The 25617-nt window shown below is 43.5% G+C and carries 23 protein-coding genes and 1 pseudogene; 19 read left to right on the top strand and 5 right to left on the bottom strand.

Features of this window, described 5'->3' with window-relative positions:
• Positions 1-336: 336 nt before the first annotated feature.
• A pseudogene (locus PAEAM_RS32385) lies at positions 337-480 on the bottom strand (ABC transporter ATP-binding protein); the annotation flags it as partial.
• A 147-nt stretch (positions 481-627) separates the two neighbouring features.
• Here PAEAM_RS32385 and PAEAM_RS19635 point away from each other — a divergent pair.
• Positions 628-1392 (top strand): leucine-rich repeat domain-containing protein, encoded by a 765-nt coding sequence (locus PAEAM_RS19635; RefSeq protein WP_100528678.1) that lies wholly within the window; start codon positions 628-630, stop codon positions 1390-1392.
• 169 nt (positions 1393-1561) lie between these two features.
• Here PAEAM_RS19635 and PAEAM_RS19630 read toward each other — a convergent pair whose 3' ends face one another.
• Entirely contained in the window at positions 1562-2653 is a 1092-nt protein-coding gene (locus tag PAEAM_RS19630) for a GntR family transcriptional regulator (RefSeq protein ID WP_100528679.1), read from the bottom strand.
• A 434-nt stretch (positions 2654-3087) separates the two neighbouring features.
• Here PAEAM_RS19630 and PAEAM_RS19625 point away from each other — a divergent pair, with 434 nt between their 5' ends.
• The 5 genes from PAEAM_RS19625 to PAEAM_RS19605 all read left to right on the top strand — a co-directional run bounded on the left by PAEAM_RS19625 (position 3088) and on the right by PAEAM_RS19605 (position 10060).
• Positions 3088-4704 (top strand): xylulokinase, encoded by a 1617-nt coding sequence (locus PAEAM_RS19625; protein ID WP_100528677.1) that lies wholly within the window; start codon positions 3088-3090, stop codon positions 4702-4704.
• A gap of 1 nt (position 4705) precedes the next feature.
• A complete protein-coding gene (locus tag PAEAM_RS19620) occupies positions 4706-5401 on the top strand; it encodes an L-ribulose-5-phosphate 4-epimerase (RefSeq protein ID WP_036611813.1) in 696 nt (231 codons plus the stop codon).
• 273 nt (positions 5402-5674) lie between these two features.
• A complete protein-coding gene (araA, locus tag PAEAM_RS19615) occupies positions 5675-7099 on the top strand; it encodes an L-arabinose isomerase (protein WP_100528676.1) in 1425 nt (474 codons plus the stop codon).
• 160 nt (positions 7100-7259) lie between these two features.
• Positions 7260-8030, top strand: coding sequence for an AAC(3) family N-acetyltransferase (locus PAEAM_RS19610; RefSeq protein WP_100528675.1), 771 nt, complete (start codon positions 7260-7262; stop codon positions 8028-8030).
• A gap of 335 nt (positions 8031-8365) precedes the next feature.
• Positions 8366-10060 carry a histidine kinase N-terminal 7TM domain-containing diguanylate cyclase gene (locus tag PAEAM_RS19605; protein WP_100528674.1) on the top strand — a complete coding sequence of 565 codons (1695 nt, stop codon included), beginning with the start codon at positions 8366-8368 and terminating at the stop codon, positions 10058-10060.
• A 526-nt stretch (positions 10061-10586) separates the two neighbouring features.
• Here PAEAM_RS19605 and PAEAM_RS19600 read toward each other — a convergent pair.
• Positions 10587-13793, bottom strand: coding sequence for a pentapeptide repeat-containing protein (locus tag PAEAM_RS19600; protein ID WP_100528673.1), 3207 nt, complete (start codon positions 13791-13793; stop codon positions 10587-10589).
• A gap of 112 nt (positions 13794-13905) precedes the next feature.
• Complete coding sequence (locus PAEAM_RS19595) at positions 13906-14244, bottom strand: helix-turn-helix domain-containing protein (protein WP_100528672.1); 339 nt, start codon at positions 14242-14244, stop codon at positions 13906-13908.
• Positions 14245-14409: 165 nt separating this feature from the next.
• Here PAEAM_RS19595 and PAEAM_RS19590 point away from each other — a divergent pair, with 165 nt between their 5' ends.
• From PAEAM_RS19590 to PAEAM_RS19555, 8 genes are all read left to right on the top strand, one after another.
• Positions 14410-15213: a DNA-binding protein gene (locus tag PAEAM_RS19590; RefSeq protein ID WP_100528671.1), complete on the top strand. Its 804-nt coding sequence runs from the start codon at positions 14410-14412 to the stop codon at positions 15211-15213.
• Between the two features lie 185 nt (positions 15214-15398).
• Entirely contained in the window at positions 15399-16694 is a 1296-nt protein-coding gene (locus tag PAEAM_RS19585) for a WXG100 family type VII secretion target (RefSeq protein WP_100528670.1), read from the top strand.
• 1 nt (position 16695) lies between these two features.
• Entirely contained in the window at positions 16696-17184 is a 489-nt protein-coding gene (locus PAEAM_RS19580) for a hypothetical protein (RefSeq protein WP_100528669.1), read from the top strand.
• Positions 17185-17233: 49 nt separating this feature from the next.
• Positions 17234-17533 (top strand): hypothetical protein, encoded by a 300-nt coding sequence (locus tag PAEAM_RS19575; RefSeq protein WP_100528668.1) that lies wholly within the window; start codon positions 17234-17236, stop codon positions 17531-17533.
• Positions 17534-17614: 81 nt separating this feature from the next.
• On the top strand, positions 17615-17854 hold the full coding sequence (locus tag PAEAM_RS19570) for a hypothetical protein (RefSeq protein WP_100528667.1): 240 nt from the start codon (positions 17615-17617) through the stop codon (positions 17852-17854).
• A gap of 283 nt (positions 17855-18137) precedes the next feature.
• A complete protein-coding gene (locus tag PAEAM_RS19565) occupies positions 18138-18635 on the top strand; it encodes a hypothetical protein (protein ID WP_100528666.1) in 498 nt (165 codons plus the stop codon).
• A gap of 33 nt (positions 18636-18668) precedes the next feature.
• Positions 18669-19061: a hypothetical protein gene (locus tag PAEAM_RS19560; protein WP_165789985.1), complete on the top strand. Its 393-nt coding sequence runs from the start codon at positions 18669-18671 to the stop codon at positions 19059-19061.
• Positions 19062-19122: 61 nt separating this feature from the next.
• A complete protein-coding gene (locus PAEAM_RS19555) occupies positions 19123-19527 on the top strand; it encodes an Imm7 family immunity protein (protein ID WP_100528664.1) in 405 nt (134 codons plus the stop codon).
• 63 nt (positions 19528-19590) lie between these two features.
• On the opposite strand, the gene PAEAM_RS19550 is transcribed toward PAEAM_RS19555, so the two are convergent.
• Positions 19591-20016, bottom strand: coding sequence for a hypothetical protein (locus tag PAEAM_RS19550; protein ID WP_100528663.1), 426 nt, complete (start codon positions 20014-20016; stop codon positions 19591-19593).
• A gap of 370 nt (positions 20017-20386) precedes the next feature.
• On the opposite strand from PAEAM_RS19550, the gene nikA reads away from it, so the two are divergent.
• The 5 genes from nikA to PAEAM_RS19525 are packed head-to-tail and all read left to right on the top strand — an operon-like array spanning position 20387 to position 25497.
• The gene (gene nikA / locus PAEAM_RS19545) at positions 20387-21937 is read left to right on the top strand and encodes a nickel ABC transporter substrate-binding protein (RefSeq protein ID WP_100528662.1); all 1551 of its coding nucleotides are present in this window, start codon (positions 20387-20389) and stop codon (positions 21935-21937) included.
• Positions 21937-22884: a nickel ABC transporter permease gene (gene nikB / locus PAEAM_RS19540; RefSeq protein ID WP_100528661.1), complete on the top strand. Its 948-nt coding sequence runs from the start codon at positions 21937-21939 to the stop codon at positions 22882-22884. Before nikA ends, nikB begins: the two co-directional genes overlap by 1 nt.
• The gene (nikC, locus tag PAEAM_RS19535) at positions 22881-23735 is read left to right on the top strand and encodes a nickel transporter permease (RefSeq protein WP_100528660.1); all 855 of its coding nucleotides are present in this window, start codon (positions 22881-22883) and stop codon (positions 23733-23735) included. The genes nikB and nikC overlap by 4 nt, the downstream gene beginning before the upstream one ends.
• A complete protein-coding gene (locus PAEAM_RS19530) occupies positions 23732-24532 on the top strand; it encodes an ABC transporter ATP-binding protein (protein WP_036671813.1) in 801 nt (266 codons plus the stop codon). The genes nikC and PAEAM_RS19530 overlap by 4 nt, the downstream gene beginning before the upstream one ends.
• A complete protein-coding gene (locus tag PAEAM_RS19525) occupies positions 24529-25497 on the top strand; it encodes an ABC transporter ATP-binding protein (RefSeq protein WP_100528659.1) in 969 nt (322 codons plus the stop codon). The genes PAEAM_RS19530 and PAEAM_RS19525 overlap by 4 nt, the downstream gene beginning before the upstream one ends.
• The last annotated feature ends 120 nt before the right edge of the window (positions 25498-25617 follow it).

Below are 25617 nucleotides of genomic sequence, written 5' to 3'. Positions count from 1 at the left end.
TTCTTCGGTATACGTGTGAAATGTTTGTCCTTTTTTGGCCATAAAAATATCCCCTCCAAGTGTCACTTGAACCCTCATGATAACATGAAGGTTTTTTCAAATGTCTACTTAAAGGGGATAATACCACGGACCATCATCCGTATGGCTTTTTGGTGTAGTCCTCATTGTAGAGGGGATGTTTGATCAGAGTCCATAACAGCCAAGAGAGTGAAGCAATGGGTAGAGATGAGAATAACGGATTAGGCAAACGGCATGACTGAGGAAGAGGTGTGGTGGACGAAATAAAATAGCGACACTTAGGACAAAGGGATCTTTGTCGCGACTGCCGCTATTGGTCTATCTCGCATGATATCGCCCTTTAGGCACCACCATGGGTGATCCCGAGACGGGGTCTTCTATGACCGTACATTCCAATCCGAAAATGTCTTTAACCTGTGGGGCGGTTTTTACCTCTGCGGGCTTACCCTCAGCCACAAGTTTTCAGGTATGAAGCACAGAGGGTTACAATCCTTGATGAAGTAGTCCATTATCCGTTCTTTTTATTAAATTAGGATGAAAATAATATTCATGTATTACATTCCAGATCATGGTATATTTGTATTATTAAATAATGTAAGGAGATTCTACATGCATAATCAATTCATCAAAAAGTTGATCGTACTTTGTTTGGTTTTTGTATTATTACCGGCAACGAGCGTTTTGGCTGCGTCGTCGCTTATTAAGGACCCGGTCTTGGCCAAAGTTATTCGAGCAGATCTGAAGATGTCGGCTAAGAAGGAAATAAAGGCTGCCGATTTGAAAAAATTAAAATCTCTATATGCTATGGAATTAAAAAGTAAGATTTCTAACCTGCAAGGTCTTGAACATGCCGTTAATATGACGGATCTATTCTTGCCTGGTCAAAATATAAAAAATATTAAGCCACTCAACAAGTTAAAGAAATTGACGTTCTTAGCTGTTGAAGGCAATCAGATTGCAGATATCTCGCCACTTTTAGGTCTGACTAGTCTGCAAAATCTGGTTATAGACGATAACAAAATCAAAAGCCTGGCTCCATTAAAAAATATGCATAAGCTGACCAGTTTGCTCGCCAGTGGTAATCAGGTGACTGATCTAAGTCCTCTTCAGAAGTTAAAGTTGGAATGGGTCATTATGAATGATAATAAAATTCAAGATCTGACACCTTTCAAGAACCATCCAACCTTGGAGTATCTATATGTAGAAGATAACCTCATTGAGGATATTGCAGTGCTCGAAACCATTCCACATCTAACAGAGGTATATTTGGCTAACAATCCGTTGAATGAGCGTGCAGAGCAGGTTGTGAAAAAATTGAAGAAGAAAGGCGTCGTTGTAAGTCTGGTGAGTGATGAAGCGGATGAGGAGAAGTAGTTTCGCTTAGAGAAGATGTATATGCATATGTATATGTATATGTAAGAAGAAGTTAATCCCTCATTATATTGAACAAGAACAAAGAAGGCCGCAGATATTCTCGCGGCCTTCTTTAAGTATGCTGAACAGAAACGTTCGGTAACAACTCATTGCCTGTCCCACAACAATATTATTCCACTTCGATCTCCTTCACTGTCTCTCCCTCAACCAGTACCGGCTGATAGTAGGTGTTTGTGGGCAGATCCTTTTTGCCTTGCAGATTCTTGATCACCCAGTCGGCAGCATCGCGGCCCATTTGTTCTTGGGGATGGGTTAGCGTTGTCAGCCTGATGTTGGCGTTCTTGGCGATGTACGAATTGTCCTGTCCAATGATGGATAACTCATCGGGGATCGAGATGCCCAGTTGCCTGCAGGCGTTCACGACCTCCAGTCCCACCTCATCGTTGTAACAGACAATCGCGGTGAGCGAATCCCTGTTTTCGTCCAGATACGTTGCTACATTAGAGGATAAATCCGGTTTCGATGCGGTATCAAAGGAAAGCACTTGCTCAGGATGGAACCGTAACTTCGCTTCACCCAGCGCCTTGATGTACCCCTTCATCCGGTATTTGCCTTGTAGATCATCCATTTTGGCAATAATTCCGATCTGGGTATGGCCTTTAGAGATCAATTCCCGTGTGGCAAGATAACTGGATTGCACGTCATCCAGGCAGAAGAACGGAACTTCCAGCTCCTCATAGAACGCATTAATCATCGTAAACGGCACATCCTGCTCTTTGAACGATAGGTAGTATGCAATGTTGGGATTGTAGAGATTACTTTTGGTCGGTTCGACAATCAGGCCATCCACGCCGTAGGAGAGCATCATTTCAAGGGCTTTTTTCTCCTGCGCTACATCATTATTAGTACTGGCCAGTAGTAACGAGTAGTTGTCCTCATTCAGACGACTCTCAATACCGCGGATAATGGACGGAAAGATATAATCCGAGATGTATGTCGTGATCACACCAATTGTTTTCTTCGATGTGTTGCCGCCTGATCGAGAGCGATACTGATTGCTAACGTAAGTTCCTGAACCCTTTTCGCTTCGTAAAAACCCTTCGTTTGATAACTCCAAAATAGCCTTCCGCACCGTCTGGCGACTTACGTTGTAGCTTTCCTGTAATGCCAACTCGGTGGGGATCTGTTCGCCTATGCTATATGTCCCCGAAAGGATATGACTCTTTATATCATCAATGATGACCTGATATTTTGGCTTCACGTAGTCCACTTCTTTCATCGTTACTCATCTATATAAACGTTGTTGTTCAAATAGTTGTACGTACATATTTTAGCATGATTCAGATAGGATGAAAATAAAACCGAACATTTTTCAAAATAAACCGTACATATCCAGCCTTTTTGAATGGAGGTGTACCTTACAGCATAGCCAATTTATAGCCATTTAAGTCCTTTTATTGATCAAATAGAGCACGATATGTGCTCTTTGTAAGTATAACTATTATATATTATTGACAAATGTACGTACAAAAAATATACTAAGGCTGTCAGAAAAGGAAAGCGCATTCTTTGAAAACACAACAGGAAGCATTTATACAAAATTCATTATTAGTTACTGCCATAAGTAAAAGCTTCACCTTATATATGCATCCTTTGGGATGTGAAATCGCGACCGGAGAGGGGATACACGTGATTATGAGTCAACTGGACTTGAAAGAAGCCATTACCAAGGGCGCTACTTCGCTCGGTATTGAATTTGGATCAACGCGGATTAAAGCGGTGTTGATTGACGAGCGTTTTGAGACCATCGCGTCAGGCAGTTATGAATGGGAGAACCTCCTGAAAGATGGATATTGGACGTACAACCAGGAGGATATCATCACAGGTCTGCAAACGGCTTATCGTGAGATGAAGCAAGATGTGGAACAGAAATACGGAATCACGCTGCGAACGGTCGGTTCTATCGGATTCTCGGCCATGATGCACGGATATATCGCATTGGATAGAGCGGGTGAACTGTTGGTACCTTTCCGCACCTGGCGTAATGCTACTACAGGAGCAGCTGCAAGAGAGCTAACGGATCTTCTGCAATTCAATATTCCGGAACGCTGGAGCATTGCCCACTTGTACCAAGCCATTTTGAACGAAGAGGTGCATGTGCCACGGATCGATCACCTGACAACCTTGGCTGGATACATCCACTGGTTGCTGACGGGCAATAAGGCGATTGGGATCGGCGATGCATCAGGCATTTTCCCAATTGACGAGTCTACACATAACTATCACCCATCCATGATCCGACAGTTCGATGAACAGATTGCAGGCAAAGGTTATCCGTGGAAAGTTGGGGACCTTCTGCCCAAGGTATATCTCGCGGGTGAGAATGCAGGTGAATTGACGGAAGCGGGAGCCAAGTTACTCGACCCTTCGGAAGATCTGCAAGCAGGCATTCCGCTCTGCCCGCCAGAAGGCGATGCCGGAACGGGTATGGTGGCAACAAATAGCGTGAGAAAACGTACGGGGAACATCTCCGTTGGCACATCCGTATTTGCGATGATCGTACTGGAGAAGGAATTGTCCAAAGTGTATCCCGAGATCGATATGGTCACCACGCCGGATGGCAGTCCAGTAGGGATGGTGCATGCCAACAACTGTTCCAGTGATATCAACGCATGGGTTGGACTGTTCCGTGAATTCTCTCAAGCAATGGGATATGAAGTGGATAACGCCAAGTTGTTTAGCGTGTTGTTTAACAAGGCTTTGGAGGCAGACCCTGATGGTGGTGGCTTGCTCAGCTACGGTTACTACTCAGGCGAGAACATTACGGGACTTGAGAAAGGCCGTCCATTGTTTGTCCGCTCCCCAGAAAGCAACTTCAATCTGGCAAACTTCATGCGGACACATCTGTTCAGTGCCTTCGGTGCACTCAAGTTGGGTATGGACATTTTGACGGAGGAAGAGAATGTAGCCATTGACAGTATTTTGGCTCACGGTGGCCTATTTAAGACCCCTGTCGTTGGACAACGGATTGTAGCTGCTGCGATGAACGTGCCGGTGTCGGTAATGTCTACCGCTGGTGAAGGCGGCGCATGGGGCATGGCGCTTCTGGCTTCGTACATGATCAACAAGGATCAAGAGGAGAGCCTGGATGTGTTCCTGGAGCAGAAAGTCTTTAACGATGTGGAGGGTGTCGAAGTGGCGCCGGATGCATCGGATGTGAAAGGGTTCGAAGCATTTATCGAACGCTACCGGAGTGGACTTGCGATTGAGCAATCAGCTGTAGATCATCTGGTAGAGAACGGGAGGGAATAACATGTTAGAACAACTGAAAGAAGAGGTATTCCAGGCGAATCTGGAACTGCCAAAGCACGGACTTGTAAAATTCACATGGGGTAACGTCAGCGCAATCGATCGGGAAAGTGGTCTGTTCGTCATCAAACCAAGTGGCGTCAGCTACGATACGATGAAAGCAAGCGACATGGTTGTGGTTGATCTGGACGGTAACGTGGTGGAGGGTGAGATGAGACCTTCCTCGGATACCGCAACACATGCCGTACTATATAAGCATTACTCGGAGATTGGTGGCATCGTGCACACACACTCCACGTGGGCGACCATCTGGGCGCAAGCCGGACTGGACGTACCTGTAATGGGTACAACACATGCAGACACGTTCTATGGAGCAGTGCCTTGTGCACGTTTCCTGAACCAGGATGAGGTTGATCGTGGATACGAAGCGGAGACAGGACGCGTCATTATTGAAACGTTTGAGCAGCGTGGGATTGATGTTATGGCTGTTCCGGCAGTGTTGCTCCATGGTCACGCACCGTTTACGTGGGGAAAAGATGCCAAGTCTGCGGTGGTAAACAGTGTCGTGCTGGAAGAGGTATGCAAAATGAACCTGTACGCGCGGCAGTTAAATAACTTCGCGAAAGAACTGCCGCAAGGCATTTTGGATAAACACTATCTGCGAAAACACGGAAAAGACGCGTATTACGGACAGAAGTAATTAGGTTATGTAGCGATCGGTTGATAATAATTCAAGCGAATAGGTCTTGTGCTACTACTGCCAACGAAGTTGTATAAAACTTTTACACGATAACGGAGAAGACAGAAGAAAGCTGGAGAAGCGGAGCGTTCACCTTTATCCCCGGATTTTCCCTTTAGAAAAGGGAATCAAAAAAATCTGGGGATAACAGTGATCGGAAGATTATTCTGGCTGCGCAGTGGTCCAGTGTAACCCATTTATTCGACTATAAAATAATGAAATGAGGATGATTATATGTCAGCAACAGCAGGAAAAGAATTCTGGTTTGTGGTCGGTTCACAGCACTTGTACGGAGAAGAAGCATTGGGTGAAGTAAAAGCCAACGCACAGAAAATCACGGATGCCCTTAATGCAAGTGGTGTGCTACCTTACCCGCTCGTATTGCAGGATCTGGCGGTAAGCGCAGATAAAATCACGAGCACGATGAAAGAAGTCAATTACCGTGACGAAGTAGCAGGTGTGATCACATGGATGCATACGTTTTCCCCAGCGAAAATGTGGATTCGTGGTACAAAATTGCTGCAAAAACCTTTGCTGCACTTGGCAACCCAATTCAACGAAAGCATTCCGTGGGCAACCATCGATATGGACTTCATGAACTTGAACCAAGCGGCACACGGTGACCGTGAATATGGCTTCATTAATGCCCGTCTGAGAAAACAAAATAAAATCGTTGTTGGCTACTGGGAGCGCCCAGAAGTGCAACAACAGGTTGCTGACTGGATGGACGTAGCGGTAGCTTATAATGAGAGCTTTAACATCAAAGTAGCGCGCTTCGGTGACAACATGCGCAACGTGGGCGTAACCGAAGGTGATAAAGTGGAAGCGCAGATCCAATTCGGATGGACCGTTGATTACTTTGGTATTGGCGACCTCGTGCAATACGTGAACGCTGTAACAGAGCAGGAAATCGATGATCTGATCGCTCAGTATGGAGACCTCTACGAATTCGATTACGGCACGAACAGCAAGGAAGCTTGGGAAGCCAGTGTACGTGTGCAAGCGAGTTATGAAATTGCGATCAAACGTTTCTTGGACGAAGGTGGTTACAGTGCCTTCACTACAAACTTCGAAGATCTGCATGGCATGAAACAACTTCCGGGTCTGGCTGTACAACGCCTGATGGCTCAAGGTTACGGATTTGCCGGTGAGGGTGACTGGAAAACAGCTGCGCTGGATCGCTTGCTGAAAATCATGGCCCATAACGAGAACACAGGCTTCATGGAAGACTACACATACGAGATGGCCGCTGGACAGGAAGCGATCCTGCAATCTCACATGCTTGAAGTAGATCCGACACTTGCCAGCACCAAACCGAGAATCATCGTGTCCCCACTGGGCATTGGCGATCGTGAAGATCCAGCTCGTCTTGTATTTGATGGCAAAGCGGGTGAAGGTGTTGTGGTATCCATGGCAGACTTCGGTACACATTACAAACTGTTGATCAACGAAGTATCCGCATTTGAGCCAACCGTTCCAGCACCTAACCTGCCGGTAGCACGTGTTCTGTGGAGCGTGAAGCCAAACTTCCAGGACGGGGTAAAAGCATGGATCGAAAATGGTGGTGGTCACCATACGGTTGTATCCTTGAACCTGACGACAGATCAGATCGTGACGTATGCGAAGCTGGTGAATCTGGAGTACGTTATTATTAAGTAAAAGTGGAGTGGCAGCTACTGCCTGAACTCAACCAATTTTTTTCTCTGTGGCCGGGGGTTAACCCTCGGCCCTTTGTTTGTTATGCTGAGAAGCATGATGTGAAGCTGAGCAAGGATTTGCTTTTTCATCGAAAAGGGATAAGAAATGAAGGAGGAAGGACATGTATACAAAAGATAGCTTGATGCAGCAACTAAAGCAGCTCGGTTTGGATGGGCAAGGCACGTTGCTCATTCACTCTTCAATGAAGAGTTTAGGGGAGGTTGAAGGTGGAGCAGACACAGTGTTGGATGCCTTTAGCGACTATATGAAAGATGGGTTGTTGGTGCTTCCCACGCATACATGGTCTACCATTAATGCAGATAATCCAGTGTTCCACGTGGAAACTTCTTCCTGCTGTGTGGGTATTCTTCCTGAACTATTTCGTAAACGTCCGGGCGTAGTTCGTTCGTGGCACCCAACGCACTCGGTAGCAGCACTGGGACGGGACGCAGAGGCGTTTACGAAGGACGATCATCTCTTCGACACACCGTGTGCGAGAGGTTCAGCATGGGGGAAACTGCTTGATCGGAAAGCGACGATCTTGTTAGTAGGCGTTGACTTGAAGCGGAATACATTTATCCACGGGGTCGAAGAGTGGGTGGACATCCCTGGCAGAATGACGGACGAGCATGAGATGCTGTATACGGTTTTACCGGATGGAAGTCAGATTTCAGTACCATCCCGCAGACATTGTGGGTTGCCATGGTCGGAGCATTTCTGGAAAGTAGATGAGGTACTGGTTCGCGAAGGTGCGATGCGTACAGGAAAGCTCGGCGATGCGGTCGTAAGAGTGTGTGATGCGGCTAAGACAGCAGAGGTAATTACGGAGATGCTCAAGCATAACCCCGATCTATTCACGGACAATCTCCCTCTACATGCAGTAACCGAATGATACAAGGGCCGTCCGGTAGCCGGATGGCTCGATATCGACCACTTGATGATAGCTGAATAACTCCCGAGCAGATGATCTCCTCTCCTGTTTGTACTCTAAACCTTCAAAGGCATTCATAAATAATCAGAAATAGATCAGCATTTCGATCAGAGGTTGGTCGGACTTCCAGTGTATGGGCTACTCACCCTTATGGTGGTGTGATAAGATATGGTTAAATTAACCAATAAGTTTGGCGTAGCAGAATTGTATAGGTGTTTATTGAAGTTATATATAAGTATCACATAGAATCATGAACAACCACGTTGTCATTGTAGCATCTAAGAAGGAGAAGATTCGTGAACCCTTTAGTATGGTATGATCTCTTTTTATTTGTCCTATTGTTTGGTGTAGGTGTATATGTGTTTGCTACGGTTAGAATTACGAACTTACATAAAGTGTACTTTTTATTTCACGGGTTGATGATGCTCTGGCCTTTCTGTCAATTTGCGAGTACGCTCACGGATGATTCCGGTCTGCAATTGTTCTACGTTACCTTATCTTTCGTTGCGGTCTCCTTGCTTGGGAGCGGGTGGCTTCTACTGACGATCTTTATTACCGGTTATTCAGAGCGTCTGAGTGCAAAAGGAACCTTCTTGCTATTTGTCCCTGCGGTGATCGGGGCTATAGGTGTGGTCGCTAATCCATGGAACGAGTTCGTCATCCCACTGGAGGGCGGGTACATCGAGCGGGATTACGGCCTTTGGTTCTGGGTTGTGATGACTATTCTGGTGAGCTATTTCTTGACTTCTCTCGTGGTTCTATTCCGGGCGGTGTATTCTTCGCAGACTTCTGCCATGATCAAAAAACAGGTGAGAATCACCCTGTGGGGCATCTTGGTGTTGGCTGTTTTTGCAACGATTGATGCGATTCTGAATGTCGTTCTAGCCCGCTGGTTGCCGATCATTCCTGGCATGACTTCGCTGGGGATCTTTCTATCGGACCTGTTCTTTGTCTATGTGATCAAAAGATACAATGTGTTCGATCTGGTCTCCATCGCCCATGAGGATGTTATCAATACCATTCCATATGGCATTCTGGTACTGGATGAGAATGAAGTCATTGTTGAAGCGAACAAAGCCTCACGATCTTTTATGGATCTGCATGTGGGGGATTCTTTTGATATGGAAGCTTTTCTGGAGTCTGTTCATGTTGTGGGCAGCTGCCGGGAGTTTGTGAATCACTATAAGAAAAAAGAAAATACCCTCTCTCACATTGAAGTGATCATGGAGCGGGACAACAATATCCGGCACTATATCCTGCAATCTTCTCCGATTGTGGATTCGGCTCTTGTGCCGATCGGTCATATTCTCACGTTTCAGGATGTCTCACAGGAGCGTTTCTACGTGAAAGAGATGAATCGCCAGAACGTAACGCTTCAGGAGCGAAACCAGGCGCTAGACTTGATCCGTCAGGAGTTGTCCGAGGCCAATCGCAAACTGGAGGAACTCGCCCTGACGGACAGTTTAACCAACTGTTACAACCGTCGTTATCTGACCCAACATCTGAATCACGAGGTTATTACCAATATTCAATACAAAACACCATTCTCACTCCTGCTGCTCGATATCGACTACTTCAAAGCGATCAATGATCGCTATGGGCATGTCATCGGGGATGAAGTGCTCGTTCGCACGGCGGAGGCCGTCAAACAATCCATTCGCAGTACGGATATCCTGACGCGTTATGGCGGGGAAGAGTTCATGATCTACCTTCCGCACACGGAGCATGATCTGGCAAATCAAATCGCGGAGCGCGTAAGAACAGCTGTGGAGTCCAACCACATCATGGTGGATCACGAGAGTACGCAGGTGTCGATTACGATTAGTATTGGAATTCTGGCCTTTGAGGACTTTGAAGTTGTGCATGTGCCGGACAATCCGGAGGGGTATTTGACGCAACTGTTCGCTGCGGTGGATAAGGCATTGTATCAGGCGAAGCAGAATGGGCGGAACAGAGTGGAGTTTGCGGAGTTGGAGCGGGGAGTTATTTGAAATAAAAAATAGTTTGTTATATAAGTTGAAATATATAATATTTACACTGGGCACTCCGATAACAGATCAAACCTTCTGATCATCTTTATCCCCAGATTTTTTTGATTTCTTTTATAAAGGTAAATCCGGGGATAAAGGTGAACGGTCCGCTTCTTCAGGTTATTCCTGTCTCTCTGTTTCGTGTAAATGTTTAGTTCAATTCACACAGCATATTAATTATTTGTGTTGAAATATGTAAAATAGGAGGGATTATTATACAAAATTGCAAATCAAAGAAGGACACTGACACAGGAAGTAGTTCCTAGAAATAAAAAAAAATATATACTAAAAAGACTACTCCCAATCTATAAGAAGTAGTCTTTAGCAAAATCGCTATAATGTTGTTGTGATATCTGGTGTTAAGAGAGAAACTATATCAAGAATAGGTTTACTTTATAAAAACGACTTCTGATTTGAGAAGGAATCCAACAGTTTATTCAACTACTACAGAAGTACATTGATTCATTTAACGGCATCAATATTTTACTTATCTTAATACTTTTATTCTCCTTGCTCGTCTATTTAAAAGTCTATTGAAATACTCTTTATCTTCTTGATTCTCAAAAATGAACCAATTTAGAATTTCGTCTGGACTGGCAAATGTCTTTTCACTTTTAAGCACAAGTCTAAGAAAAGGTTCAATAACAGAAAACATACTGGTTATACTCCTATGTTCTCTCATATTACGAAAGTCGTTACCTACATAAGCTTTTCCTCCGAAATCAATTAATCCCTGTTCACTCTTCTTCAGAAAAACACTCAAAGGTTTAGGTAGTATAATTCCTTGAGCTATCTGGCATAGTTCTAAAGATAGTTTATCCTCTATTCGGATGTAATTAAATGTTGAGTTATTTAACAAACAATATGTGAAGTTAACATCTTTGAAGATTACACTTTTAAATGAGGTCCCTCGCAGATCAGAATTCTCAAAACTGACATTTGATATTTCAGACCCAGTAAAATTGCTACCAATTATTTCACAATTGTTGAATGAAATATTGTTAATTTTAGAATATGAGAAGTTCATTTGTCGCATGGAAAGACCAGACAATGAATAGGTTTTGACCGTTCTAGGACCGTATCTATCCTGAAAGATTGGTTCATCAGAAGTGTTATCTTCTAAAGTAAGACCACGGAATAATGATCTTCCCCAATCTGGAGAAACGGTGTCGGAGAAGAGACTCCAATTTCGGAACATATCAAAGATAATTTTCGGGTCAGTAATACCACTTGTAAAAAAAACTCTTTTCTTATCATTGGTATATAAGATATTTCCTACTAAAAATGATAGCCACCGATCAATATCTGGAGGGATATTATTTATAGTATCGCTAACTTGAGTTACTTCGTTATTATACAAAGAAGAGTGGTTGGAATTAACTGATGTCAGTAGATAATTTGTTTTTGAATATATAACATCTCTTGCCAATTTTATTATTTTGTCAATCACTTCTTTATCAATAATCCATTTTTCTATTAGTTCTAGTGGTGGCTCTACAGTATTTTTGTCAATGGGATAATTGTCAAACCATTTAAACTTAAGAAATTGACTAAATAAGCCTTTACTGAAGTCTGACGTGGATAAAGACGCAAGCATAGGGAAGAGCAGTTTTCGTTTTTTAATTGTTAATTCATCAGGATTTTCGGACACACACTCTTTCAAAAGTGTAAGTAACCCTATTAAAAAGTCAATTGTTTGTTCAGTTGGGTTTCCTAACATCAATCTTACCCTGACAGTTTCAACTGTAGAAGAATCATACAATGCATAATGAATGAAAATTTTTAAATAGTATTCTGCGAGCAGTATTTCTGCAAAAGACTGGTGCTGAAAATAAAAAACATTACCATTCTGTCCGAAGTAGGATTGAGATAAAAATTCGACATCCTCAATATCTTTATAGATATTCATTTTTTGAATATCAGATCTATTAATAGTTGAGCCTTCAATAGTATCACTTATATTATCTTTTTTTAGGAAACCCTGATTCCCTCTATAGGATTCATACATCCAAAGTGCTGCAGTTGCGTGCAAAATATTTCTAAATTTATACTCATCTTTTAAATTAACTTCAAGGGAAGAATCAATATACTTGGCTTCTTTAGTTAAAACATTTATAAAGGATAAGTAAATTCCTACTTTATTTGATAAAGATAAATCAGATTTGTTAATTATGAGTTTATATATCATATAAGAGAAAATTGGGCGTCTAAGTTCAGTATGTGTTAATAATTTTGAAGAGGTAAGCTTACTGTATATATCAAAATCTTTTCCTAAATTAACAGCTTCGATGATTTGTTCTGACATTCCCGTATAATCACCTGAAGTTAGAGGGGATGTCCTTCTCAAAGAATCCATAATTGAATCATTAAACTGTTCCTTTTTAAATCCATAAATAGAGATGTAATGGTATATCGGTCGGTTCTCGTTATTATTAATTACAAATGGATCATTACTGTTTAAATGTTTAAGTATGCCATGCTCTATAGGACGAGAAGTAATCACTATGCGGTTCTGTCTACAATTTTTAACATTAATTGTTTGTATTTTCTTTATTGATGAAATTACCTTATCAATTCGTTCTTCGGTTAAATTTCCGCACTCGTCTAATGAGTCTATTAAAAAGAAAAATTCATTTTTACTGAAAAACTCGTCTTGCACATCGATTCCGTACTTTATTCCCAAATAATCACTAATAACCCCAAACCCGCTCCCTTTATCATATTGATCAAAATCCCTAAGATTAAAGTAGATTGGTATGATTCCTTCACCACGCTGTTGATAACGTTTTGCAAGTGTCGAGGCTTTGTGTTTCAAAAAAATAGACTTACCTTTTCCAAAATCGGCCAAGATAAATAAGACTTTCTCAATTTTATCATTGCCTCTATTAAAGTACTGTGCAATAAGACTGTCTACTGGAACTAAAGAGTTTTCAAATGTATCTACATTATGTAGTTTAATCTCATTATTAGAATCCCTATAATCATCAACTTTATTCCAATATGCATATGTTTCTTGGTATTTTAAATCTTCGTTCTCTGCAAAACCTATACGATTCAAATCTAACATGTCATTTAAGAGTTTCCCTTCTTTATTCTTGGTCCATTTTTCCTCAACCTCTCTAATGTGATTGTTATAGTCATCACCAAATGCTGATTCTATTTTTGAACCTATATTTAAATTAAAATCCTTAGTAAAAGAATCAATTATACTTTGTTTATTAGGTTCATTAATATATTCAAATAATATCGTTTCACACACAGTTCGTACTATAGAAACTGCAGGATGTCTAATAGGTGAGAAGTGTAGAACTAGGTCGGATTCATCAATTGAATTCTGAATACCACTAAATACCTCTTCAAATCTCTCTATGATAATTTTACGCGTAGTAAGATCCAAGCTAATGCTATCAATATTTTGAAGAGAGCTCTCTGCTTGGTTACATGCAGATATAAAGTATGTCCCTAAACCGAAATTCTTCAATTTTTGCTCTGATAGTCCATTGAAATAGTTATCAATGAGTTTCTGACCCAATAGTTTTACAGAAATGCCCAAAGCACCATTTAAATTGTTTAATATTCCCTGACCATTCTCGTTGAAGTTTTCCTTGAGATTATCTACTACTAATTTTGAGACTAGTGGTATAGTCTCCTTAATATCAGTAATTGTTTTTTTTGTCCAAGTTATATTAGTCAATTCAAGACCCCCTAGATATATTAATTAATTTAAAATTCGGTGAAAATGAAGATGCGTATTTCACTTGAGGGAAGTTGATCATGAAAAAATTGCAAGAGAAAGTGAAGGGTATTTAATTGTGTTTTTTATTTAGTGCACTGATAATTTCTTTATTTATCCTTACAAGTGTATAGATTTCTTCGTTAGTGCTGTCGCTAATTAGAGTTATATATTGGTCTACCACCTCTTGTCGCTTGGCATCTTTATCGAATCGAAATAGCTCATGTGCTTCAGTTCCGATAGCTTTAATTATTTTCTCCAGAGTCTCCAAAGAAATGTTACGATCTCCCCGTTCAACTCCACCAATATAGCTGTAATGAAGACCTGCTGCTTCCGCCAGTTGTTCCTGAGTCCAGCCTTTTGCCTTCCTTAACTCACGTATTCGATTTCCTACGTCCTCTGGTAAACTCATTTGATCACCTCCACTTAAGGTTAGAAGAGGTTATGGAATCCTTACAGACTAATAAATGAAAAGGGAATTATTAAATAAAAGTACTTATAAGTACAATTTAGATTGATCTTTTTTTGATTTATCTATACAATTATAAAAAAGTGGATAATTAAGGAGGGCTTCTCTTTGCGAACTTCTATCCTAAAATCACTCAAACCGGACATCATTGTTGAAATGTTGGACATGGCTGTGGCTTTTGAAAATTGGAACAAGGTAATGGAGAGGGCGGACATGTTATATCAATGTGTGCAGTCTATCCATGAAGAGCGGCAGGAGTATCGGTCAAAGGGAGTGCCTGCACCACATATACACATCGAGCGGCCCTTGGTCTACTATTACGGGTTCAGTCATTTGATGCGGGGTATGGCTCACCAGAAGATGGGACAGGTAGATCAGGCGCGGGCATGTATCGATCAATATGCAGAACTGGGGTGGATGGAGGATCTGGATGAGGTAGGTTTGCAGGTGGTGCAGGAATTCAAGCATAAGGCACAGGTGAATCGGTATGCTCTTGAGATTGAAGCCGGGCAGGTGGAGCTTCTGGAGGAGTTTGTGAACTTTTTGCTTGAGCATCCGGAGGAATGGTTGGCAGGTCTGAAGGTGATTACGGAAGCAGCAGTGCGGCATAGATGGCAGATTGATCGGGTTTTACATATGTTTGAGGATTTGATACAGGGCGTTAGCAGAGAGGAGGGTTCTTCAAACAACGATGATATGTATCATTACTGTTATCAGCGGGCTTTGTATGAACGGTGGATGGGAAGACCGCAGGAGGCCGTGGAATTCATTTTGCAGGCGATTCAGTTAGCGGATAAGCTTGGGATGGATCGGTATTTTATAAGGTGCACGGCATTGTTGGAATCATTGCGGGAAGAGGCGACAGCGGAACAGATTGTACGGTATCGGGTGATGTTGGAGGAGATGAAGTAGGAGGGGGGCTTACTGAAACTGGTAGGATATGCCTTGAAGTGGGTATATGCATATAGGACCATAGCACCGATGAGGAGCACAGCTTGTGTTTTTACCATGGTGAAATCAGGATGTTAGCCGGATAGTTTACATATTAAACTTCTGCTAACATAGGAGAATCATATTTCGAATGAGCGGAGAAACGTATGAGTACAATCAAAGTTACCCCTGAACAACTACATTACGTATCGAATCAGGTGGATCAAGCCAGACAACAGTTGGAGAGTATACGAAGTGATCTGACGAGACAGATCATGTTCGTTCAGATGATGTGGATGGGCGCGACGCAGGAGCGATTTTACTATGAGTTCGAGCAGTCACGACCTATACTGGATAAAGCGCTGGAGAGTATGGTGAACACATCGAAGGAATTGAAGGATATCGCCACGCGTTTCCAAGATGCAGATGCTCAAAAGGGAAGTCTGGGTGGTGCGTTTGGAGCTGTCGGTGCCGCAGCTATGATGACCAAATCATCAGGGGATTCAGGTTCGGGTGATAAGGGCTATCGGATGGCGCAAATCAATATGTTTGGTAAGTGGGTATGGATGCCTGTCAACGAGAATGGTGTTGCGGATCAGGCTGCTCTTCAGGCTTATCAGAGGGATCAGGGAAATCTGGACTTTAATCGCATGCAAGCTGTGAATGTTGAACCGCCTGGGGAAGATATTTTTGCGTTACAGATCAAGGCGTTTGAGATGGGGATTCATCCTACGACGGGAGAGGCTGTATCGGATAAATATGCTCAGATGATGGTTGCGTCTCTGAAGTTCAGTCAGATTTTCATGGGGATTCAAATGGTTCGTGGGAGTATGCCAGGTGGTAAAGGGCCGTTTCGATTGCCTGCTTCTAATCCTGCTGTGGCAAAGATTAAGCAACATATTGAGGCTGCTAAGGCTAAGAGTGATAAGGCGGAGACTGTTACTCTTGGGAATACAGAAAAGATTAAAAATAATGGAACTTTAGTTAAGGAAAAGAGTAAAACAACGTACACTAACCTTGCTGGGGCTGAACTCACATGGGTAGATCAACATCCAAAGAATATTAATCGGGATGTTGATAACTTTCTGGGTAGCTCCAACATTGGTAAAGCAACCGAAGCAAAGGTTGCAAATTTTGTAAGAGACGAAACAGAAATTGTAGGATTTGGACTAAAAGTATTAAAAAAGGATGGTCAAGCTGCCGGAGATTTAGATGTTGTTACAAAAGATGTGATAATTGAAGTGAAGGCTTCCATTAAAGCAGTAGACTCTGAGCAATTTTTGAAAATGACTCAGCGCGATCATCCTGATTTTTTCAATCCTGACAACAAAAAGGTTGTCTTATATATCGATAAACCCTTGAATAATCTAAGAGATGAACATGAGAGCATGTTGAAAGATATTAAGTCTTATGGCGTTACCGTCGTCAATTCGTTGGACAAATTAAAGGAGGTAATAAAATAAAATGGGAACCACTGCATTTTTCTTAACGGAGCGTGAAAAGTATACGCCAGAAAAGTTTTTGTCTGACACTATGATTGCAGCGTTTAATTCTGACAACCGGATTATTTTTGATAATCATAAAAACCTTGAAAATGGAAAATTCTCTTCTACAACGTTGAACATTCTGGATCATTCCTACAACAGCGACGAGAATAATCATCAATTCATTATGTATGTGAAGGCAAAGGAAAATAAGAGTGTAATATTCGGTGACTATGAAGATCTTGATTTAGATCCTGATCACGAACTCATTCGAGTAGGTACAATAGAAGAAGTGTTTGGAGCAGAAGATGTCATTCTTCGTTTCGTTTATGAATATCTGAATCTTAATAAATCCGACTATTTCTGGGTGTCTGATTACGATTGGGTCTACACTTGGGAAGACATACAAAAGATATATTCAAAGCCTTATGACTCTGATTGGTGCTATAAAGATCCTAATATGATTTGAAGAATTGTAAATCGATTGGGTTGAATGTTCTAAATGGAGGTCACAATAAATGATTGAAGAGGCAAGAGAAGTAATACGAAAAAGAGCGGCTCTTCATATGAACGATCCAGTAATCGAGCAATACAGAGATGAACTAATTAATATACTAAGCCAAAATGAAGATGAGACGATTCAGTTCCTCAAGAACTGTAGTAAGGACGAAATTATTTGGGTTAGTGAGGTGTTTGAAGAAATAGCTTATAATCTCCAAAGTACAGAATATGTCAACACCCTCAAGGAATATGATAAAAAATATCCTGAATTAAAATTAACGAATATTATCAAGACAGCTGTGTCATACATGGATTGATATTTCCTCCTAAAAAAAGAATGTTTTTTTCAGAAGGAATGCCTAATTTATTGGGCACTATCAGCGTTGGAAGGTTGAGCTATGAAAGAAGAAAACGTTATTGATACTTACTATGTTGGTTTCGAAGGATATTCTATAATCCAAATTGTATTTGAAAGCTTTACCGAAAAGAATGTTCTAAAGATGTGGAATGGATATTTTGAGACATTATTGGACCTTATGTGCCATTATGAGTCTGCTGACAATGGTACTCTAAAAGAATCCTATGCCCATGAAGGTTGGTATGAGGGAAGTCCATGGGAAATACAGGACCTTGATTAAGCTATTCATTTATTTAAGTCCTTCAATGTGAGTAAAGTAACTGATGAGCAAATAGAGAATGTTAAGAACATTGTTCCTACTCTCCCAGAAGTAGCACATCAGATATCAACATTTTTAGAATTAGCCAAAACGAACGGTTGCAGCGTGTATATTGAATACGACTGATTGAGATTAAAGAACATACTTTAAAACGATAACGCAGTTGCCAGGGCTGCGTTATTTAGTCGTTACCTTGTACGTAACTCTAAATAGGTTTAATAGTTAATCGAGAGGAGAGCAACACATGGGGCAGCTACTAACAAAAGCTATTGAACGTTTATCGTCTATTTCATTTGAGGATAGAGAAGATAGCTTACTAGAATCTTCTTCTCATGTTTTGATTAAAGAATATCTTAGACGAGTTAATCAATTATTAAATGAGATGGATGCTTCAATAGATCAATATCCCCTATTTAGTTTTGCTAAAATTCTTGGAAAAGCTATAGATGAAAAGGTATATCGGGCTTGTTCAAAACTGGACAGGCTAGGAAAACCTTATGTGAGGGTAATTTGCTACGGTTATTTAGAAGTCTCCGAATTAGCAGATCAAGGAGTGGGTGAAGCAATTCAATACATCGACCTCTACGAACCAATGATAAAACTCTTTGAACGAGGCGAGAGTTTTACCATAAGACAAGGCGAAATGGTTGTAGGTGGTTCAGCTTATCCTCTTAAGTATTGGAGACATTTAAATATTTCAGTTCAAGATATTAGCGACATTGAATTAAATCATATTGAGTAAACTGAGGGGATGACTTTGGAACCAATAAAACAGATGAATAAAGAAATATTCAAAGAAAATTTATTAAAGACAATTCAAGAAATCTCAAATGAAATTGGGTTAACATCTAATGAATATAGATTCATTATCGAGCCTGTGAGGGAAAAGGATAAGCCATTGAATAGTGCAGATGATATGATGCGATTGAATATTTTGAGTGAGGATAATATAGGAGGAAAGCAGTTACCGTTAGTCAAAACGGTGAATGTTCTTTGCGGTTTAGAGCCAATGGTGCCTATATGGATTAATGTAATCTTTATAGGTTTAGATGAAACAACAGCGATCTTTAAATTACAGTGTAGTCTAAGGTTTAGAAAGCCTACTTTGCTGAGAAATGTTGAAACAGGACATGCTCCCTTTAAAGCGATTATTGAAAGAACGGATTAAAGATAATGACCCTTATAGTCAACTAGCCCACATAGATACGGATGAGGGGTTGTGAAAAGTAATGTACGAATATCATGGCTGGGCAACCATTAGAGAAAGTGCGTCGTTTGAAGAAAATGAGTATCAGTATGGTTTAGTTATTCAACATCTGAGGGAATATGTAGAGGAGCTAAATTGGCCTACAGGTGTTTTGGACTTGAGAGCAGTTAATGGTAACTTTCAACTATGGATAGCGGGACTGGATAATCACAAACCTATATCAAAGTATGATCCCACCGAAGTGTTGAAAAAGGTAGGTGTAATAGCTCCGGGCTCCTATGGAATTCTTTATGTAAAAGATAGTGATGATACGGAATCTTTCAATCAGTTTAAGGTCTACACTTTAGTCCGAGGTAAAGTAATGGAGAATAATGATCCCTTTCTCTCCCCATTCATACCTAAACTAGAAGATGATTACGAAGGATAATTTCATATCTAACTTTTCAGCATGTAGTCATTTTGAAATAAAGGCTACTAGAACAATCATATCTTATTCTATGGCATCATAAAGTTCCGACATTCGGTCAGCCAATTCCAACTGTGGTTGCATTCGCTGATGATTCATATCGGTAGGTGTCATGTACAGCACTTCTTTTCTCTGCTCAAACATCGTGACATGGAACAATACCCCTGTAGCATCTTCTTGGTCCGGATCAAGTACGATTTCTAAATCACGTACCTTTTCAATCCATTCCTGAATCAGTACCTGATCTGTGGTTGTTCTTTTAGTACCATTACCACCACTCATCATTTCAATAGAATCAACCTGTGTAATATCGCCAGGATAGAAGGTGTGTAATTCCTTCGGTACTTTACTATCTCCAGATTGATCGGGCTTCATAGAACTTTGGCAGCCGCTAAGAATCAGGATCATAACTGTAGCAATCATTAAGACGATAAGTGAATATCTTCTCATGGAAATCCCCCTCTATAGTCCCTAAACGAATTTTGTATTTGAAATGTTCCGCATAAGCTCTATTCTGTCCAATCCTTAAAGTACATCGAGGTTACTGGTCACATTTGCTGGAAGACTACGAAACTGGATTGTAACTCTTCGAGGAATCTTGCATGGTTCTACCTGTAAACAATCCCGGATCGCAAAGGAAATGCCCACTAATCAATCATTTATATGTAACAAAAAACATGAAGAATCCGCTCTCATCCGAGAGTCGGATTCTTTCTCGTTCTAACACCAATATAACTCTTGTCAAAACGTAATCATTACGATATGATAATACTCATTGTTTAGATCATAATGATTACGATTAAGAGAGAGGGGCATTACCTTGAATAAAAAGACGCCACTGCTAGCGCTGGTCTCCTTGGCTTTGAGCGCTGGACTGTTGAGCGCCTGCGGATCATCTGAGTCCAGTCCCGCTGCGCAACCATCCACCGATAATAAGAATGTTCATTTCCTATATAACTTCTCCACCAGTTCGCTAGATCCACATGTGGATTCCAGCTATGTGCCGCTGCGCGCGGGCATTACGGAAACGCTGGTTCGTCTCGATGAAGAGAACTTGACGGTTGCTCCATGGCTCGCCGAGAGCTGGGAGAGCGAAGATGGGCAGCATTGGACGATCGACCTGCGAGATGATGTGACATTCCAGAACGGCAAGCCAATGACGGGTGAATCCGTTAAGGCATCCCTTGAGCGGGCACTGGAAGAGAATGTAGCCATCCAGAATGCGCTGAAGATTGATACGATTGAAGCCGAGGGCGACAAATTGGAGATCACTACAACTCAGCCGTTCCCGGAGTTCGCTTCGGAACTGGTGAACCCCAACACGGCGATTATCGACGTGAGTGAGCCGGACATTGTGAACAAGCCCATTGGTACGGGCCCGTTCAAACTGACCTCTTTTACCCCAGGCAGCAAGCTGCAACTGGATCGCTATGATGAATATTGGGATGGAGCATCGCCTCTGGATTCCATCACGTTCTCATTCAATGAAGATGCCAATGCCCGTACACTAGCGCTCAAATCTGGGCAGGTAGATATCGTATACCGTCCGGAAGTCGAAAGCCTCGAATCGCTCAAAGCGCTGGACGGCATGAAGGTTGAGTCCACATCGACATTCCGCGTGCATCAGCTAACGATGAACATGCAGCGGGAAAGTATGAAGGACCTCAATGTCCGTCGTGCGCTGGACGCGCTGATTGACCGTCAGGGCATCGTCGACACGATTCTGCTCGGCTATGGCGAAGCAGCTATCGGACCGTTCCTGCCATCGCTGCCATTTGCACCAACCTATACGGATACAGCAACGGAATCCGGAGCTGATGTCGCTGTAAAATATCTCAACGAAGCAGGGTACACGCAGCAAAACGGCGTGATGACCAAGGATGGCAAACCATTGCAGCTGACGCTGCTGACATATTCAGCCCGTGCCGATCTGCCACTGATTGCTCAAGTGTTCCAATCTGATGCGAAGAAGATCGGTATCGACGTGCAGATTCGCCAGATTGACACGCCAGAAGATTATATGGCATCCAACCGTGACTGGGATATTGCGACGTACAGTAATTTGACGGCTCCTCGTGGGGATGCAGGCTATTACCTGAATGCGACGTACCATCCGAAGGGTGCTCTTAACTTCAGCGGATCGGAAGATCCAGAGCTGACCAAGATCATCGACGAATTGAATCTCACAGTTGCACCGGAGAAACGCGCAGAGCTTGCCGAGAAGGCAGCCAACTATGTGCATGATAACGTACTGAATTCATTCGTGCTGCATCCAGGTACAATCGTTGCCTACAATGGCAAGAAGATCAAGAACTGGGTTACCACTCGCAGTGAATATTACATGATTACCAATAAGCTGGACGTGATGTAATGTTTCGCATTTTGCTTCGAAAGTTCCTTGAGGTATTTATCTTTCTGTTGTTCATTATGTTTGTGAGCTTCCTGTTCATTCGTCTGGCTCCTGGTGATCCCGTGCTGACGATATTGAACGTGGACGAACTGTCCGTTAGTCAGGAGCAGGTCGAAGCTGTACGCGAGGAAATGGGCTTCAACGATTCGCTTCCTGTCCAGTTCGGTAACTGGTTACTCGATTTTGTTCGACTCGACTTCGGTGTATCGTATTCGACAGGCCAGCCCGTCATGCAGACCTTGATGCGTGCGCTGCCTGCTACGGCTGAACTGACGATAGGCGCTCTACTGGTCATGCTCGTCATAGCAATCCCGCTCGGCTCGCTATCAGCACTCCATCGTGGCAGTTGGATTGACCGCGGCAGCCGCATACTCTCCATTCTGGGTGCGGCGGTGCCGAGCTTCTGGCTGGGTCTGATCCTGATCGACATGTTCGGCGTACGCTTTGGCAATCTGCCGACCATGGGCCGGGATGGATTTACTTCACTTATTCTGCCATCTCTGACGCTGGGACTTGCCATCTCCAGCGTTTATGTGCGTCTTTTGCGTTCCAGCCTATTGGATTCTCTTAGCCAGGAGTTCGTTCGCTCCGCCCGGGCAAGAGGGTTATCTGAAGGCCGGATCTTCATGCTTCACGCGTTTCGGCACAGTCTGCCGCCTGTCATTACGGTATTCGGTGTCAGTCTCGGTAGCCTGATTGGTGGAGTTGTTGTGATTGAAGTGTTGTTCGCTTATCCGGGCATCGGCAAGCTTGTTGTTGACGCCATCCGCCAGCGTGATTATCCACTGATTCAGGGTTACATTCTGATCATGGCTATCGTGGTATTCCTCGTGAATACGGCGGTTGATCTGTCTTATCGTTATTTGAATCCCGAAATGAAACTGAAGGAAAAGGAGGCCCACCGATGAAAACCGTACCCCTGCCCATTCCACCTACAAAATCTAAAAAACATAGCTGGCAGGCGATCATTGGTCTGCTGTTTGCACTGCTGGTCATCGCGGCCTCCTTGTATGCCTTTTTAGTTCTGAAGCATGATCATACCTTAACCGATCTGCGCGGACGATTGCAGGGTGCAAGTGCTCTCCATCCGTTCGGCACCGACCATCTGGGCCGCGATGTACTGACACGTCTGCTGCTTGGCGGTGGTCAAACGCTGGGTTATAGCTTGCTGGCACTCGGTGCCGCACTGCTGATTGGCATTCCATTTGGTTTGATCGCAGGATACAAACGTGGTTGGGTCGATAAGCTGTTCATGCGGATTGCGGATGCCTTTCTTGCTTTCCCTGATACCATCGTGGCGATTGTGCTCAGTGGTTTGCTCGGCGCGGGAATCGGCAATCTGGTATTGGCAATCGTGATTGTGAAGTGGGTCAGCTATGCGCGTCTTGTTCGGAGTACGGTTTTATCTGAGTCACAAAAGGATTACATTCGCATCGCCCGAACCAATGGATTGTCGGACGGTCGTATCATGAGAAAACATCTGCTTCCACATATCGCAGGCCATGTGCTTGTGCTGGCCAGTCTTGATCTGGGTAAAATCATTCTACTCATCTCATCATTGTCCTACATTGGCCTTGGCGCACAGCCGCCAACACCTGAATGGGGTGCGATGCTGAACGACTCGCGGCCTTACTTCCAGTCTCGGCCGGAGCTAATGATCTATCCGGGCCTTGCCATTGTCTCGGTAGTGCTGCTCGCCAACATGCTGGGTGACTATCTAAGAGACCGGTTTGACGTGAAGAAAGAGGTGCAGCCATGATTCTCTCCATTGAGGAACTGAGCATCTCCAGTCGGGATCGTACGATTGTAGATCAAGTCTCTCTCGCTGTTCGCGAAGGCGAGTTCATGGCATTGGTTGGACAGAGCGGTAGTGGCAAAAGCTTGCTCTCGCAAGCGATTGGTCGTCTGCTGCCGCCCAACTTGCATGCGTCGGGGCGAGTCATGTTCGAAGGTAGCAACCTGCTGGAACGGAAGCCAAAGGAGATGCGCGCCCTGCGGGGAAGCCGCATCTCATATATTTTTCAAGACTACCAGGGAGCGTTTACGCCATTTCGCAGCATTGGCGGACACTTTGATGAGTACCAGAAGGTACATGGGGAAAAGTCTTCTGCTATTCGCAAGAAACGAGCGGAGGAAGCGCTGGAATCGGTTGGCCTTGGCGCTGAATTGCTGCGCCGCTATCCGTTCCAATTGAGCGGTGGACAGCTTCAGCGGGCATCAATCGCCACATCGCTGATGCTGTCTCCTCGTCTGCTGATTGCAGATGAAGCAACAACGGCACTGGACAGTGTGTCTGGGCATCGCGTATTGGAGTTGCTGGCACGCAAACAAGCGGAGACGGGATGTGCCATTCTGTTTATCACGCATGATTGGCGCCATGTACGTCGCTATGCCAACCGCTTGGCTGTGATGAAGGAAGGGCAGATCGTCGAATCTGGCGGGAAACATCGCATTCTCGATCATCCCCAACATGAATATACGCGCCAGCTGATTGATGCGGCTCCCGTTCTGAGTCGTTCGCTGAAGTCGGGATTGAAGGAGGCAGGAACCGAATGAAGACAACCGCAAATGATGAACACCGTGGACTCATGCAGTCCGAAGAATCTGGTGTGCGAAGCCACGATTTTGCTAGAGACTTAAACCATGTAGACACAGACAATGTAATCATAGATACTGCGGGTACAGATCATACGGATATAGATGCGGATATAGATACTGCCGGTTCAGACAATGCTTCATCGCTCAGCACCCCTGGCAATCCTGTGCTTCACGTGGAACATCTGAGCCGAACGTATGCGGGTGCAGACCGACCGGCTGTGAACGATATTTCCTTCACCCTGAACCACGGCGAATGTCTTGGCCTGGTTGGCGAGAGCGGGTGCGGCAAGAGTACGCTCGCCCGCTGTCTGCTACGGATTGAGGATGCAGATACAGGCTCGATTACACTGGGTGGACAGGATATTGCACGGCTGAGCGGCCGACGGTTGCGACCTCATCGCCGGAAGATTCAGATTGTTTTCCAGAATCCAATGGCTGCACTAAACCCGAAGCTCAAGATTGCTGATTCGCTGATTGATCCGTACGAACAACTTGGACGGAACGCCGAGCTGTCCCACTTTACCTATACGTCGAAGGAGGCTTACGTCCAAAAGCTGCTTGAAGCGGTGGAGCTTCCTAGCGATTTGGCTGGACGTTACCCCCATGAGCTAAGTGGTGGACAGCGTCAGCGCGTCACGATTGCACGTGCTATTGGCATTGAACCGGACGTTGTTGTTCTGGATGAACCGACGGCCAGCCTGGACGTGATCTCGCAAGGAGCAGTTTTGCAGTTGCTCACCGATCTGCGGACATCGCTTGGTCTTTCATACGTGTTCATCTCGCATGACTTGGCCGCGGTACATCGCATGAGCCAGCGCATCATCGTCATGCGGGAAGGTCAGATCGTTGACCGCTTTGGTGCAGATGCGTTGTTCGCTGAAGAACGCCATCCGTATACAAAGGAACTGATTTCAATCTTCTGAGTACTCCCGGAGACGCCGGGGGTGGTAATCGTTAATTTATATATGAAGCCGCCTTACGAAGAGATTCGAAAGCGGCTTTTGGTGCATCCATTTGATCACCCAAGTCCCTCTAAATCCGGG

It is taken from the genome of Paenibacillus sp. GM1FR, from assembly GCF_002803315.1.
GTDB lineage: Bacteria > Bacillota > Bacilli > Paenibacillales > Paenibacillaceae > Paenibacillus > Paenibacillus amylolyticus.
This window is presented reverse-complemented; position numbering and strand designations above follow the sequence as displayed.